Source organism: Devosia sp. (assembly GCF_036676215.1).
Lineage (GTDB): Bacteria > Pseudomonadota > Alphaproteobacteria > Rhizobiales > Devosiaceae > Devosia.
The window spans coordinates 136,025-151,004 of sequence record NZ_JAKFDJ010000052.1 but is presented as its reverse complement, the minus strand read 5'-3'; the positions used below and the strand labels follow the sequence as shown (position 1 = coordinate 151,004).

Below are 14,980 nucleotides of genomic sequence, written 5' to 3'. Positions count from 1 at the left end.
CTCCCCGTGTCCCCAGTCCACCTTGCCGTCTCGCGCCTAACGCCCAGGACTATCCCCATGTACCAGTTGCTCGACCCCAGCCGCTTCGTCGTCTTCATCACGGGCGCCAGCTCAGGCTTCGGCGCCGCCGCGGCGCGGCGCTATGTGGGAGCGGGCGGCAAGGTGATTGCCACCGGCCGTCGCAAGGATCGTCTGATCGACCTGCAGATCGAGCTCGGCGCCGAGAACTGCCACATCGTCGAGCTCGACATCCGCGACCGCGCCGCCATCGATGCCGCCATCGCCGACCTTCCGCCCCCATTCGACGCTATCAACATCGTCCTTGCCAATGCCGGCCTGGCGCTGGGCCTGCAGCCCGCGGCCGAAACCGACATCAGCGATTGGGAGACGATGATCGCCACCAATGTCACCGGCCTGGCCTATACCGTCCGCGCCCTATTACCCGGCCTCATCGCCCGCGGCGGCGGTCATGTCGTGACCATGGGCTCGGTCGCCGGCGACTATCCCTATCCGGGCGGCTCGGTCTATGGCGCCACCAAGGCCTTTGTGAAGCAGTTCGCTCTCAACATCCGCTCCGATGTGCAGGGCAAGAATGTGCGCGTCACCAATATCGAGCCGGGCCTCACCGAAACCGAGTTCTCCCTGGTCCGTTTCAAGGGCGACGAGGGCAAGGCATCCAAGCCCTATGAGGGCACCAAGGCGATGAATGCGGACGATATCGCCGAGTCCATCTTCTGGGCCACGTCCCTGCCCGCCCATGTCAACGTCAACCGCCTGCAACTGATGGCCACCACCCAGGCCTTCGGTCCCTTCGATATCTATCGCCAAGGCTAGGTCCCGAGCCCCAGGAACCGTAGTGTATCGGGGTCGACCGGCACGCCCTCTGCCTGCCGTCGCGCCCGCTCCGCCCATTCCCGGTCGCCCGGCGCCATCACGCGCTCGGCGCCCGGCCGCAGCGGCGCGCTGCGCAGGCCCGCCAAGTAGCGCGTGATCATCGCCCCGAACAGCTCCCGCCCAATGAACTTGTCGGGGTCGATGACCAGCACGAAGTGCCCCATATTGCGCGGTGTGGAAGTGTTATCACCCCCATACATGGGGATGAAATCGGTATCGAGCGTCGTCCCGGTCAGCAGCGCCGAAAACAGCGTCGCCACCCCGGCCAAGCCCGCGCCCTTGTAGCCATACTGCGCCCCGCCTAGCGGCAGCAGCATATCCACCTGCTCCGGGTCGGTCACCGGCAGCCCGGCCGCGTCGGCCGCCACCCCCTCGGGCAGATCCACCCCCAGCGAGCGATGCAGCAACACCCGGTTCATTGGAATCGACGAAGTCGCCATATCCAGCAGCCACGGCTCGCTGTCCGGCACCGGCGCAGCAAAAGCCAACGGGTTGGTGCCATGGAAGCGCTGCGCGCCGTCAAACAGCGTCACCATCGAATCGGTATTGGTCGTGGCAAAGGTGACAAAGCCCCGCTCCGCTCCGGCCAGTGCATAGGCCCCCGCCGCGCCCAGATGGGACGAATGGGCAATCCCCACCGCACCCACGCCGGCCTGCTGCGCCAGCTCGATCCCCACCTCGACCGCCCGGTATGCCGCATAATGCCCAAGCCCATCGTCGCCATCGACCATGGCGCTGCCCGACGCACGAATATCCATCTTGAGCTGCGGATCCTTGTTGAGCCGCCCTCCAGCCAGCATGTTGCAGTAGTGCTCGGTCAGCCGCACGCCATGGCTGTCCACGCCCACCATGGACGCATGCAGCATCGCCCGCGTCGCCGCCGCCAGCGACGGCTCGCTCGCCCCCGCCCCGCGCAATGCCGCCGCGACCTTTGCCTCCAGCACGTCCGCCGGAAACCGCTCTGCCGAACTATCCACCGTCTGCCCCTACCACCCGGTCAGTGCGGGCCTGACACCTTACCGTCCACCACAGCTAACGTCATTCCCGCGCAAGGGAGATTCCCGCTTTGCCGGGAATGACACCATGAATGGAGCGGACTATGCTCACCCCAACAGTTGAGACCGCCCATGCCCTCCATCGATCCCGTCACCCGCGACCTCTGGCACGTTATCGCCGCCACCGACGAAATTCCCGTCGGCCAGGTCGAGACCACCTTGCTGCTCGATACGCGCATCGCTCTCACCCGCGACGACACCGGCAATCCCGTGGTCTGGCTGCGGACCAACGAGGAACAGGGCGACGAGATCGACCCCGAAACCATCCTCGACCGTCTCCCCGCCATCACCGGCTACGGCTATATCTGGACCAGCCTCGGTAGTCCGCCGGCCGAGCTCTTCCCCATCCCCGAATATGCCGAGCCCGACCGTGTCAACATGAGCTGCGGCTCCATCGGCATCCACGTCTCTGCCCCCCGCGCCGTGGAAAACTTCCTCGACATGGGCCATTTCCCCTATGTCCATACCGACATTCTCGGCGCCGAGCCGCATACCGAGGTCAAGGAATACGACGTCGAGGTCTCCGAGGAGCGCGACGAGGTCCTCGCCACCCGATGCCGCTTCTTCCAGCCCCGCGCCGCCCTTTCGGCCACCGAGGGCATGGAGGTCGAATATGTCTATCGCGTCCCCCATCCCTTCTGCTCGGTGCTCTACAAATCCTCCCCCGAGGCGCCCGACCGCCGCGACGTCATCGCCATCTTCCTCCAGCCGATGACCGAGGAACGCTGCCGCGCCCACCTCCTGCAATCGATGATCGACAGCACCTCGACCATCACCGACCTGCGCCGCTTCCAGCAGACCATTTTCGGCCAGGACAAGCCCATCCTCGAAAACCAGTACCCCAAGCGCCTGCCCCTCGATCCCCGGGCCGAGACGCCCATCCGAGCCGACAAATCCGCCATCGCCTACCGCAGATGGCTGAGCCAGAAGGGCATCACCTACGGCGTGATCCCGATGGCGAGCTGAATCATGCTGGCTGTCGCTGAATTCGCGGCTCTATTCCTCCCCTCCCCCTTGAGGGGAGGGGCCGGGGGAGGGAGGCCTCAATTCCAACATTGTGCTGCCCCGTACGCCAGGGTTGCCTATCTCGACCTTCCGATCGTGGCGCGATCCCAGTCCATCGTGGATCATCTCCCATGACCCTCTCCCTTTCCGATCCCACCTGGTACCCAATCGCCTCGAGCGAAGACCTCCCCTTCCGCCACGTCTACCAAGGCCAACTCCTGGGCCGCGAACTCGCCGTCTGGCGTGCCGATGACGGCAACGTCAATGTCTGGGAAAACCGCTGCCTGCACCGCGGCGTGCGCCTCTCCATCGGCATCAACGAGGGCGGCGAGCTCAAGTGCCAATATCACGGCTGGCGCTATGCCAATCGCTCCGCCGGCTGCACCTATATCCCGGCCCACCCCGCCGATGCGCCGGCCCGCCTCATCCAGAACCGCACCTATCCTGTGCGCGAGGCCTTCGGTCTGGTCTGGTCCGCCGCCAATGACGACATCCCCTTCGCGCCCTTCCCCGGCGCCGAGGCCGGTGACTGGTTCGCGCTGCGCCCCATGCCGGTCAACGCCGCGCCCGAAGACGTGCTCGCCGCTTTGGCTGGCCTGGCTCCCGATGACCAGCCCGCCGACCTGCTGCCCGGCCTCGCCATCCGCTCCGGCGGCACCATCTATTTCGTCCAGCCCGTCGATGCCGGCCGCGCCGTGATCCGCGGCCTGCTGCCCTCGCAACCCGACGCGGCAACGCTCCGCCACTACAACGAGACCCTCTCCAAACTCCGCGATCGCCTCGAACGCGCCGCTGCCCGCAAGCCCAGTCCCGCCCCCTTGCAGCCCGCCTTCGACAAGGTCTCGGCCGATCTGGCCACCATGCCGGATATCCCCATACCGCGCGGCAACACGCTGCCCGTGGTGGTCAGGCGCAAATGGACCAGCGCCGATGGCGTCATCGGCTTCGAACTGGCCGCCCGTGATGGGCACCTGCCCACCTTCCAGCCGGGCGCCCATATTGACCTGCATCTGCCCAACGGCATGATCCGCCAATATTCCATCACCAATGGCCCGGGCGAGCTGATGAGCTACATCATCGGCGTCAAAGCCGAGAGCGCCAGCAAGGGCGGCTCCAAAGTCCTTGTCGACAGTGTCCGCGAAGGCGATGTCCTCGCCATTTCCGAGCCGCGCAACAACTTCCCGCTGCGCCGCGACGCCACCCGCACCGTGCTCATCGCCGGCGGCATCGGCATCACCCCGCTGCTCTCCATGGCACGCTTCCTCGACAAATCGAGCCTGCCCTACGAGCTGCATTACTTCACCCGCGCCGGCGAACAGGTCGCCTTCCGCGGCGAGCTCGAAGCGCTCCACGGCAAGGTCATCCTCCATACCGGCCGGCCCCGCACCGAGATCGGCAGCACCATCGCCGCCGCGCTCGGCGAGTGGTCCTTCGCCCAGCACGTCTATGTCTGCGGCCCCGGCCCCATGCTCGAAACCGTCCGCGCCACCGCCGCTGCCCAGGGCTGGCCGGACGAATCCATCCACTTCGAATATTTCAAGAACGACAAGGTCATCGACGACAGCTCTGCCTTCGACGTCGAACTCGCCCGCTCCGCCATGACGCTCCACATCCCCGCGGGCAAAACCATAATGGAAGTCATGCGCGAAGCCGGCCTCACCGTCCCCAGCTCTTGCGAACAGGGTGCCTGCGGCACCTGCCTCACCACGGTGATGGAAGGCGAAGTCGATCACCAGGACGTCTATCTCAACAACAGCGAGAAAGCCTCGAACACCTGCATGATGACCTGCGTCTCCCGCGCCAAGAGCGCCCGTCTCGTGCTGGATATCTGACCCATGGCCATCACCCTCTACGACTTCGAGCTCTCCGGAAACTGCTACAAGCTCCGTCTGCTGATGAGCATCCTCAAGCTCCGCTACGACATCATCCCGGTCGATTTCTATCCCGGCCGCCAGCACAAGGCCGACTGGTTCCTGCGCCTCAATCCCTTCGGCCAGCTCCCCGTTCTCAAGGACGATGACCTGGTCCTCTCCGATTCCGGCGCCATCCTCGCCTATCTGGCAAAGAAGTATGACGAGACCGGCCTCTGGTTCCCCGACGATCCGGCTATCACCGCCGAAGTCCTGCGCTGGCACGCCATCGCCGACGACATCACCTCAACCGCCTCCGCCGCCCGCCTGGCCCTCGGCTTCTTCTACGATTTCGACATCGAGAAAGCCCAGAAAGGCGCCCACCGCATTTTCCGCCTGATGGACGAACATCTGTGGTTCGGTGAGCGCGAAGGCCGCGACTGGCTCTGCTCGCCCACCCACCCGACGACGGCCGACATCGCCTGCTTCCCCTATGTCATGCTGAGCGAGGAAGGCGGCATCTCCCGCCAGGACTATCCCGCCCTCCGCCGCTGGACCGACCGCGTCCGCCGCATTCCCGGTTTCGTGGTCATGTCGGGGATTTTCCCCGCGGGTCGGGCGGCAGAATAGAAGACGAAAAAAGCCTCCATCGGCCCTTGAAGCGCCCCGATTGCAGACCAAGATTAACTGCGTCGGACGTCATCGCTTCGGCTCCTATCCACCATGCGCCTGCCGTCCGGCATCGGACCTGGTTTTCCTCGCTGCAAGCTTGGAAATCCAGGATCAAACCATCGACCGCACCGGAGGTTTGTTCCGGCCCCGGTCGAGTGCATGAGAGGAGACGTATGAATGAGTATTCGTGATCTGATCCCTCGTGGTCGCAGTAGTGGCGACGTCCCCGCGACCTATGGCCGTGGCGACGACAGCCCGTTCATGTCGCTGCACCGGGAGATGAACCGGCTGTTCGACGACGTGTTCCGCGATTTTGGCCGGCAGCCGCTGGGCCTTGGCCAGTCTTTCATGACCAGCTGGCCTAGCGTCGAGATCACCGAGACGGGCAACGAAATGCGGGTGACCGCGGAAATGTCGGGCCTCGATGAGAAGGATGTCGAGGTGATGTTCGACGATGGCGTCCTCGTCCTGCGGGGCGAAAAGCGCTCCGAAACCGAGGACAAGGACCGTCGCTTCTCCGAGCGCTACTATGGCCGTTTCGAGCGCCGCATCCCCCTGGGCTATGATGTCGATCAGAACAAGATCAATGCCCAGTTCAAGAACGGCCTGCTCACGGTAACTTTGCCGAGGAGTGCTGAAGCCGAGACCCGGCTCAAGCGCATCCCCATCAGCGGCCAGAGCCCGGTGCACTGAGCGCAGCCCCTAGGGCCGGAGCTGGTGCCCCGGCCCTCTCTGCCGGCGCGCCAGGCCGCCCACCGGAATGAACTGTTGCGCGACCTAGAAAAAGCCGAGTTTGTTGGGCGAGTAGCTCACGAGCATGTTCTTGGTCTGCTGGTAGTGGTCCAGCATCATGCGGTGGTTCTCGCGGCCGATGCCGGATTGCTTGTAGCCACCAAAGGCCGCATGTGCCGGATAGGCGTGGTAGCAATTGGTCCATACCCGCCCGGCCTGGATACCGCGGCCGAACCGATAGGCCCGGTTGGTGTCGCGCGTCCACACCCCGGCGCCAAGGCCATAGAGTGTGTCATTGGCGATTTCGAGCGCTTCGGCATCGTCCTTGAAGGTGGTCACCGATACCACCGGCCCGAAGATTTCCTCCTGGAAGATGCGCATCTTGTTGTGGCCTTCAAACACCGTCGGCTTGACGTAATAGCCACCGGCCAGTTCGCCCCCCAGATTGCTACGCTCGCCACCCGTCAGCACCTTTGCGCCTTCCTGCCGGCCGATATCGAGATAGCCCAGGATCTTCTCGAGCTGTTCGCTCGACGCCTGCGCGCCGATCATCGTGCTCATCTCGAGGGGTGAACCCTGCTTGATGGCTTCCACGCGTTTGATCGCCCGCTCCATGAAGCGGTCATAGACGCTTTCCTGGATCAGCGCCCGGCTGGGACAGGTGCAGACCTCGCCCTGGTTGAGCGCGAACATCGCGAACCCTTCCAGCGCCTTGTCGAAGAAGGCGTCATCCTGCGCCAGCACATCGGCAAAAAAGATGTTCGGCGATTTGCCGCCCAGCTCCAGCGTCACCGGGATCAGGTTCTGGCTGGCATATTGCATGATCAGCCGGCCCGTCGTGGTCTCGCCGGTAAAGGCGATCTTGGCGATCCTGTTCGAGCTGGCCAGCGGCTTGCCCGCCTCGAGCCCGAAGCCGTTGACGATGTTGAGCACACCGGGCGGCAAAATGTCCTCGATCAGTTCCATCAGATAGAGGATCGAAGCCGGCGTCTGCTCGGCCGGCTTGAGCACCACCGCATTGCCCGCTGCCAGCGCGGGCGCCAGCTTCCACACGGCCATCAGGATGGGGAAGTTCCACGGGATGATCTGCCCCACCACGCCCAGCGGTTCGTGGAAATGATAGGCCACAGTGTCGTTGTCGAGCTGGGAAATCCCGCCTTCCTGCGCCCGGATCGCCCCGGCAAAATAGCGGAAGTGGTCGATGGCGAGCGGAATATCGGCCGCCGTTGTCTCGCGGATCGGCTTGCCATTGTCCCAGGTCTCGGCCAGGGCGATCTCGTCCAGATGCTCCTCCATCCGGTCGGCAATCTTGTTCAGCATCACCGCGCGCTGCGCCACGCTGGTCCGGCCCCATGCCGGCGCCGCCTTGTGCGCGGCATCGAGTGCCTTTTCGATATCCGCCGCCTTGGATCGCGCCACCTCGCAGATCACCTGCCCGGTCACCGGTGAGGTGTTCTCGAATGTCTCGCCATCCACGGCATCTACCCACTGCCCCCCGATGTAATTGCCATACTTGGCCTTGAACGGAGACTTGGTCCGTTGGCCGACGAATTCCGGTTTGTTCATGGCATCCTCCCTTGTTTTTGGATGCCTTTGTCATTGCAACCGCCATGCCAGAAATGGCTAAGCCGTTGATCGAAAACCCGAACTATTGGTGATCCGCTTTTGTCTGGACGGATCGGATTTTCGGATGCAACACTTTGCCACAACCAGAAGCGATGGCCGATGCAACACCTGTTGCAAACTGCCACAACTGGGAGGAACTGCAGATGAACATCGCGTCCGAAGCGGCTTTGGCGGCCGCCCGCGAAACATTCTTCTCCGGCAAGACCCTGCCCGAGGGCCTCGTCCCCGCGCCCATCCTGCGCTCATGGCAACGCTGCGCCGATCAGGGCCTCCACGCCGGCAGCACCATCCGCGCCGAACCCATGACGGCGGCCGAGCTGCGCGCGCTGCACGAACAGAACGAAGCGCTGCGCCTGCTCTCGCGCTCCGAACTCGTCTCCCTGCGCACCGAGGCTCGGCTGACCGACAGCGTCGTCATCCTCACCGACTCCAAGGGACTGGTACTCGATACCGCCGGCAGCCCGGAATTTGCCGGCCGCGCCGCCCAGGTCGCCCTGCGCCCGGGCGTCGCCTGGTCCGAAACCTCCACCGGCACCAATGCCATCGGTACGGCCCTCGCCGAACGCCGCGCCATCGAAGTCCACGGCGCCGAGCACTTCTTCGAGCCCCACGGCATCCTCCACTGCGCCGCCAGCCCCATCTTCGATCCCTATGGCAAGCTGGCCGGCGTCCTCGACATGTCCGGTCACGCCTCGGCCGAGCACACCCACGCCATGGGCCTGGTCCGCCTCGCCGTCGAGCAGATCGAGCACCGCTTCTTCAACCGCGCCTTCGACGAAATGACGGTCGTGCGCTTCCACCGCAGCGCCGACCTGCTGGGCACAGCGCGCGAAGGCGTGCTGGTGTTCGACGGCGACAAGCTCGTCGCTGGCAACCGGCGCGCCCTTCACCTCGTCGGTCTCGACCGCAAGGCCCTGCGCCAGTCCAAGCGCGAAGAGATCTTCGAGGGTGCCGGCCTTGCCATCGATCGCGGCGAACTGCGCGCCCGCAACGGCGAACGCTATTTCGCGGCCGTGTCGCAACCCCGCGCGACGCCCCTCCATGTCACGGGCACGCTTCCCCGCGCCGCCAAGTCCGCTCGCCCCTCCCCATTGCTGACGCCGCAAACCCGCGCCGATCTGGCGAGGGCCATTCGGCTCGTTAATGCCGAAATCCCCCTGCTGATTGCCGGCGAAACCGGCGCGGGCAAGGAAGTCTTCGCCCGCCACCTGGCTGGCCTCACCAACCGTGCCGGCAAACCCTTCATCGCCATAAACTGCGCCGCCCTCCCCGAATCCCTGATCGAGGCCGAACTCTTCGGCTACGACGCCGGCGCCTTTACCGGTGCGAAGAAGTCCGGCGCCAAGGGCCTCGTGCAGCAGGCGGAAGGCGGCATCCTGTTTCTCGACGAAATCGGCGACATGCCGCTTTTGCTCCAGTCCCGCCTGCTCCGCGTGCTGCAGGACAAGGAAGTCGCCCCCCTGGGCGGCGGCACCCCGCAAAAGGCCGACTTTGTCCCTGTCTGCGCCACCAATCGCGATCTCAAGGCCATGGTCGACGCCGGCACCTTCCGCGCCGACCTCTATTTCCGCATCGCCCAATACACGGTGACCTTGCCCTCGCTCGCCGAACTCCCCGACCGCGAAGATATCGTTGCGACGCTCTGGTCCCAGCTCGCTTCCGCCCATGGGCGCCTGTCCGAGCCGGTCCTCGCGCGCCTTGCCGCCCACCACTGGCCGGGCAATTACCGCGAACTGGCCGGTACGCTTCGCGCCATCGCCGCCCTCAGCGACCCCGGCACCCCGATCACCCTCGCCGACCTGCCCCAGACCATCACCACCGGGACAGCTAGCCCCATCATCCATGACGGCAATCTGGGCACGCTCACCGAATCCGCCATGCGCCGCGCCGTCGATCTGCACAGGGGCAACCTGTCCGCCGCCGCAAGAGCCTTGGGAATTGACCGCTCCACGCTCTATCGGCGGCTGCTGTGGAAATCCAGGCTCGACGGCTGAGGCGTTTCAAAATGCCCGCGCCCGACTAGCCGTCAGCCAACAATCCCGCTATTGCCTTGACCAAAATCGAGGAGTCTTTTCCGCATGATCATCGAACCCAAGATTCGCGGCTTCATCTGCACCACCGCCCATCCCACTGGCTGCGCCACCAATGTGCAGCGCCAGATCGATCATGTCGTGATCAAGGGGCCCATCCCCTCGGATCGCAAGCGCGTCCTCGTCCTCGGCTGCTCCACGGGTTACGGCCTCGCCTCGCGCATTGTCACCACCTTTGGCAGCGGCGCCGACACGGTGGGCGTCTCCTTCGAGCGCGAGCCGGGCGAGACCAAGCCCGCCTCCGCCGGCTGGTACAATAACCGTGCCTTCGAAAACCGCGCCCGCACCGCCGGCGCCAAGGCTGTGACCATCGAGGGCGACGCCTTCTCCGATGCAGTCAAGGCCGAGACCATCGAGGCTATCAAGGCCAATCTGGGCCAGGTCGACCTCATCGTCTATTCGCTGGCCTCCCCGGTTCGCACTGACCCCAAGGACGGCGTCACCTATCGCTCGGCCATCAAGCCCTATGGCACGCAGGTGACCTCCAAGACCCTCAACACCGGAACCGGCGAAGTCTCCGAAATCACCGTCGAGCCCGCCACCGAAGAAGAAGCCGCCGCAACCGTCAAGGTGATGGGCGGCGAGGACTGGGAACTCTGGGTTGCAGCGCTGGCCGCAGCCGGCGTCCTAGCCGATGGATTCACCACCCTCAATTACACCTATCTGGGCAGTAAGTTGACCTGGCCGATCTACCACAAGGGAACCCTGGGCAAAGCCAAGGCCGATCTCGACCGCGCCGCCGCCGCCATCCGCGCCACCCATGGTCCGGAGGCCGCCCATGTCGTGGCGCTGAAGGCCGTGGTCACGCAGGCCAGTTCCGCCATTCCCGTCGTGCCGCTCTATGGCACGCTGCTGATCAAGGTCGAGGACGAACTGGGCCTGGGCGAAGGGCCAATCCAGCAGATCGACCGTCTGTTCCGCGAAAAGCTGACCAACCTCAAGCTCGACGATGAAAAGCGCATCCGCGTCGACGATTGGGAACTGTCCGAAGCGATGCAGGCCGAACTCAAGAAGCGCTGGGCCGCCCTCACGACCGAAACCCTGCCGGCCCTCGCTGACCTGCCCAAATATCGCGAGGAATTTCTCAAGCTCTTCGGCTTCGCGGTGGGCGGCGTGGACTACAGCCAGGACGTCGATCCGCGGGTGGTGAACTAGTCTCTGATCACAGAGCCGAGCGAACAAGGGCGGCCAGCCGCTCGTGTTCGCCTGGCACCTGTTCCACCAGCCGCGCCGCTGCCAATACTGGCAGCCAGGACAGTATCGCCTCGCGCGCTCGCCCACTGAGCCGCACATAGGCATCCAGATAGGTCGCTGCGACATCCGGCACATTGTGCAGCAATAGCAGATAGCTCCGGCAGGCATCCGCCTCCGGCGCACCCTGCGTTGCATCCAGCCAGTCGATGATCATCGGCGCCTCTGGCGTCCCCATCACGTTGAAGGGGTGGAAATCGCCATGGCAGAGCCGGTCGCCATCCGGCAGGCTCTCCACAAGCTGCAACGTGGCGCCGATTTCGTCAGCCGACAATTGCCTCGCCCGGGCGATGGCCCCGCGCAGGCGGTCCCGCAGCCGGGGCAAGAATAGCCCGGGCTCATAATGGACGCGGAGCTGCAACCGGACCACGTCATCGAGCATCGCGCGCGCGTCGCTGGGATGCTCCAGCATCTCCGCGGCGATCGGCCGGCCCGGCGCACGACTCATCACCACGCCCCACCGGCCGTGGGTCTCCAGCACGCCACGCACCTTGGGCACTGGCAGCGGCCCGTGCTCGAGCATGGCCAGCGTCGCCGCCTCCCGAAACACCCGCTCTTTCCCCTGCCCGGCCTGATAGAGCTTGATGACGTCGGCGCCCCATTCGAACACTTCGGCCACCAGTCCGGCGCCAAGCCGTTGCCCCAGCATCACCTCAATTGCCTCCACCGGGTGGCGGATAGCGATGCTCGCCACCCTGCCAGTCACGCACGGTAAAGCACCCGTCGCCACCGGCGATAGTGGCAGCGCCGATATCCGCCTTGCCATGTCCACCTGGGATATCCAGCACATAGGTCGGCTGCGCCAGGCCTGAAATCCGTCCCCGCAAGGCGGTCACCAGCCTTTGCCCCTCTTCGATGCTCACCCGGAAATGACCCGTCCCTGGCGCGAGGTCGGGATGGTGCAGGTAATAGGGCTTCACCCGGTTTTCGACGAAAGCCTTCATCAGGCTCGCCAGCGTATCGACGTCGTCATTGACGCCCCTGAGCAGTACGGACTGGCTGATCAGCACGATCCCGCCATCCACCAGCCGCGCCATCGCCCCGCGCGCCGCCTCGGTGAATTCACGCGGATGGTTGGCATGCACCGCCAGATACGTCGTCTTGCCGCTGGCCCGAAGCGCCGCGACCATTTCCGCATCCACCCGCTCCGGCTCCACCACCGGCACCCGCGTATGAAACCGAACGATCTTCACGTGATCGATGCCGGCAAGCCGCGCCATGATCTCGCGCAGCCGCCGCGGCGACAGCACCAGCGGATCGCCGCCGGTGAGGATCACTTCCCAAATGTCTTCATGCGCCGCGACATAGCCGATGGCCGCGTCGAGTTCCGGCCCGGTCAGCGTCCCCAGCCCAGCCGGCCCCACCATTTCCCGCCTGAAGCAGAACCGGCAGTACACCGGGCACACATGCACCGCCTTGAGCAGCACCCGGTCGGGATAGCGATGCACGATCCCCGTCACCGGCGAATGCGCCAGATCCCCGATCGGATCGGCCCGCTCCTCCGGCGTGGTCACCAGCTCATCCACCCTCGGCACGAACTGCCTTGCGATAGGATCATTGCGATCGCTGGGGTCGATCAGATCGAGCACTGCCGGCGTGATGCCGATGGCATATTTCGCGGCCACGGCGTCGAGGCCGGCCCCATCCGCTACCAGCCCGGCTGCAACGAGATCGCCAAGGCTCTTGATTGGCCGATGCAGGGTCATTCCGCCACCGGCGCCCACAGCACCGCCTCGATCCTCGGCGCCGCCGTCGCCAGCATCACCAGCCGGTCAAAACCCAGCGCCACCCCGCTCGCCTCCGGCATCAGGCGCAGCGCCGCTAAAAAGTCCTCATCCAGCGGATAGCGCTCGCCATAGAGCCGTTGTTTTTCGTTCATCTCGGCGGCGAATCTGCGGCGCTGCTCGTCGGCATCGGTCAATTCACCAAAGCCATTGGCCAGTTCCACCCCACAGGCATAAAGCTCGAAGCGCTCCGCAACACGCTGGTCATCCGCAGTCCGCCGCGCCAGCGCCGCTTCAGCGGCGGGATAGCGGTCGAGCACCGTGATCCGGCCCATCCCCAGATGCGGCTCTACCTTTTCCAGCAGCACGCGGCTGAACAGGTAACTCCAGCTTCGATCCTCGGGCACCTCAAGACCCACCGCAGTCATCTGCGAGGCCAGCGCGTGGCCATCAGGGACGCCAGCATGATCCAAGCTATCCAGCAGATTAATGCCAGCATGCTGCAAGAAAGCCTGCGTCACGCTGACCCTTTCTGGTTCAGCAAAGGGGTCGCAGCTGCGGTCCCGAAACACCAGCGCGTCGACCCCCGTCGCCTGCGCGGCCAGCCGCAGCATGGCCACGCAATCCCCGATCACCGCATCATACGACTCACCCGCCCGATACCACTCCAGCATGGTGAATTCGGGGTGGTGCAGCGCGCTGCGCTCGCGGTTGCGCCACACATGGCCGAGGCTCGCAATCCGCCGCTCTCCCGCCGCCAAGAGCTTCTTCATGGTGAATTCCGGGGAGGTATGCAGATACATCTGGCTCCCCTCCCCGTCATTGCCGATCATCGTGGTGCCAAAGGCATGCAGATGCGTCTCATTGCCCGGCGAACGCTGCAACCCCGGCGGGTCGACCAGCAGAAAGTCGTTATCCGCCAGATATCCCCTTATCCCCGCCTCGATCCGGTTGCGCGCCAACAGGATCGGCCGCCGGTCCGCATGGACGGAAGGGGTCCACCATGGCGATGGCTGGGGGAGCTGGTTCATGTGACCTTTATCACGGCCGGGCTGGCGATTTTCGACGAGATAGGGTAGTTGGCGCACGAAAGTCTATTCCGGCGCGGGACGGCCCTGCCTCTACGACGCGCCACCGATGTGAACAAGGAAGAATAATGGTCAAGGTCATCGCCTCTTCGCTGCGCAAGGGCAACGTCGTCGAACAGGACGGCAATCTGCATGTCGTGCTGACGGCGGAAAACGTCCATCCCGGCAAGGGCAATTCCATCACCAACGTCAACATGCGCCGCATTTCCGATGGCGTGAAGGTCGTCGGCCGCTGGCGCACCGTCGAAATGGTCGAGAAGGCCGACGTCGATGACCGCGAATATGACTATCTTTATTCCGACGGCGAAGGTCATCACTTCATGGAGCCGGTCAGCTACGAGCAGATCACCGTCCATGACGACGTCATCGGTGACCAGAAGGCCTACCTCACCGACGGCATGAAGGTGCATCTCAAGACCTTCGAGGGCACGGCCCTCGCCATGGAACTGCCGCAGCGCGTTACGGTCGAAATCGTCGAGACCGAGCCGGTGGTCAAGGGCCAGACGGCCTCCTCGTCCTACAAGCCCGCTCTGCTGACCAATGGCCTGCGCGTCATGGTCCCCCCCCACATCGGCGCCGGCATCCGCATCGTCATCCTCACCGAAGACAACTCCTACGTTGAGCGGGCTAAAGACTGATCGCCGGCCGCCTTAGGCGGCAAAATCTCCCCAGTGGGGAGATTTTAGGCGATCAGGCCTTAAGCGCTATGCGCGCAGGGCCCAGGTCCTCCCTACGCACAGTACAAAGACGGGCCCAAGCGGGCCCGTTCTCATTTTCCCTCGATCTCGCCGGCGGCGTCACGCCAGTGCTTTTCAGCCCGGCCCATTGGCGTGCCTTCGGCCAGCCACTTGTCATAGGCCAGCTCGCGCAGATGCATCTCCTTGGCCCTGAGCCAATAGTCGAACGACCGGCCCTCGGGCCGTCCGTCCTGGTCCCATAGGAAATAGGCCGTCTGCCGAACGCGTTCGGCCAGTTCAGAATTCTTCCGCATCG

The 14,980-nt window shown here is 64.7% G+C and carries 14 protein-coding genes; 8 read left to right on the top strand and 6 right to left on the bottom strand.

The genetic code is table 11. The features are described 5' to 3' along the window. Positions 1-57: 57 nt before the first annotated feature. Entirely contained in the window at positions 58-834 is a 777-nt protein-coding gene (locus V6M52_RS05100; protein ID WP_332687390.1) for an SDR family NAD(P)-dependent oxidoreductase, read from the top strand. On the opposite strand, the gene V6M52_RS05095 is transcribed toward V6M52_RS05100, so the two are convergent. Beyond that, positions 831-1,871, bottom strand: coding sequence for an Ldh family oxidoreductase (locus V6M52_RS05095; protein WP_332700108.1), 1,041 nt, complete (start codon positions 1,869-1,871; stop codon positions 831-833). The genes V6M52_RS05100 and V6M52_RS05095 overlap by 4 nt on opposite strands. A gap of 150 nt (positions 1,872-2,021) precedes the next feature. Between V6M52_RS05095 and V6M52_RS05090 the strand changes: the two genes are divergently transcribed. The 4 genes from V6M52_RS05090 to V6M52_RS05075 all read left to right on the top strand — a co-directional run bounded on the left by V6M52_RS05090 (position 2,022) and on the right by V6M52_RS05075 (position 6,169). Beyond that, on the top strand, positions 2,022-2,915 hold the full coding sequence (locus tag V6M52_RS05090; protein ID WP_332700105.1) for an aromatic ring-hydroxylating dioxygenase subunit alpha: 894 nt from the start codon (positions 2,022-2,024) through the stop codon (positions 2,913-2,915). A gap of 170 nt (positions 2,916-3,085) precedes the next feature. Then, a complete protein-coding gene (locus V6M52_RS05085; protein WP_332700102.1) occupies positions 3,086-4,786 on the top strand; it encodes a Rieske 2Fe-2S domain-containing protein in 1,701 nt (566 codons plus the stop codon). 3 nt (positions 4,787-4,789) lie between these two features. Continuing rightward, positions 4,790-5,434, top strand: coding sequence for a glutathione S-transferase family protein (locus V6M52_RS05080; RefSeq protein WP_332700099.1), 645 nt, complete (start codon positions 4,790-4,792; stop codon positions 5,432-5,434). A 219-nt stretch (positions 5,435-5,653) separates the two neighbouring features. Beyond that, positions 5,654-6,169, top strand: a complete 516-nt coding sequence (locus V6M52_RS05075; protein ID WP_332700096.1) for an Hsp20/alpha crystallin family protein — start codon at positions 5,654-5,656, stop codon at positions 6,167-6,169. 84 nt (positions 6,170-6,253) lie between these two features. Here V6M52_RS05075 and adh read toward each other — a convergent pair whose 3' ends face one another. Then, entirely contained in the window at positions 6,254-7,774 is a 1,521-nt protein-coding gene (gene adh, locus V6M52_RS05070) for an aldehyde dehydrogenase (RefSeq protein WP_332700093.1), read from the bottom strand. Between the two features lie 203 nt (positions 7,775-7,977). On the opposite strand from adh, the gene V6M52_RS05065 reads away from it, so the two are divergent. Both V6M52_RS05065 and fabV read left to right on the top strand, forming a co-directional pair. Beyond that, positions 7,978-9,828 carry a sigma-54-dependent Fis family transcriptional regulator gene (locus tag V6M52_RS05065; RefSeq protein ID WP_332700091.1) on the top strand — a complete coding sequence of 617 codons (1,851 nt, stop codon included), beginning with the start codon at positions 7,978-7,980 and terminating at the stop codon, positions 9,826-9,828. Between the two features lie 84 nt (positions 9,829-9,912). After that, on the top strand, positions 9,913-11,079 hold the full coding sequence (gene fabV, locus V6M52_RS05060; protein ID WP_332687114.1) for an enoyl-ACP reductase FabV: 1,167 nt from the start codon (positions 9,913-9,915) through the stop codon (positions 11,077-11,079). Positions 11,080-11,086: 7 nt separating this feature from the next. Here fabV and V6M52_RS05055 read toward each other — a convergent pair whose 3' ends face one another. The 3 genes from V6M52_RS05055 to epmA are packed head-to-tail and all read right to left on the bottom strand — an operon-like array spanning position 11,087 to position 13,930. Beyond that, positions 11,087-11,869: a phosphotransferase family protein gene (locus tag V6M52_RS05055; protein ID WP_332700088.1), complete on the bottom strand. Its 783-nt coding sequence runs from the start codon at positions 11,867-11,869 to the stop codon at positions 11,087-11,089. After that, complete coding sequence (locus V6M52_RS05050; RefSeq protein ID WP_332700085.1) at positions 11,829-12,881, bottom strand: lysine-2,3-aminomutase-like protein; 1,053 nt, start codon at positions 12,879-12,881, stop codon at positions 11,829-11,831. The genes V6M52_RS05055 and V6M52_RS05050 overlap by 41 nt, the downstream gene beginning before the upstream one ends. Continuing rightward, the gene (gene epmA, locus V6M52_RS05045) at positions 12,878-13,930 is read right to left on the bottom strand and encodes an EF-P lysine aminoacylase EpmA (protein WP_332700082.1); all 1,053 of its coding nucleotides are present in this window, start codon (positions 13,928-13,930) and stop codon (positions 12,878-12,880) included. Before epmA ends, V6M52_RS05050 begins: the two co-directional genes overlap by 4 nt. A 125-nt stretch (positions 13,931-14,055) precedes the next feature. Between epmA and efp the strand changes: the two genes are divergently transcribed. Beyond that, on the top strand, positions 14,056-14,625 hold the full coding sequence (efp, locus tag V6M52_RS05040; protein WP_332689383.1) for an elongation factor P: 570 nt from the start codon (positions 14,056-14,058) through the stop codon (positions 14,623-14,625). Between the two features lie 131 nt (positions 14,626-14,756). On the opposite strand, the gene V6M52_RS05035 is transcribed toward efp, so the two are convergent. Further along, positions 14,757-14,978, bottom strand: a complete 222-nt coding sequence (locus V6M52_RS05035; protein ID WP_332689386.1) for a DUF2934 domain-containing protein — start codon at positions 14,976-14,978, stop codon at positions 14,757-14,759. Positions 14,979-14,980: the final 2 nt, after the last annotated feature.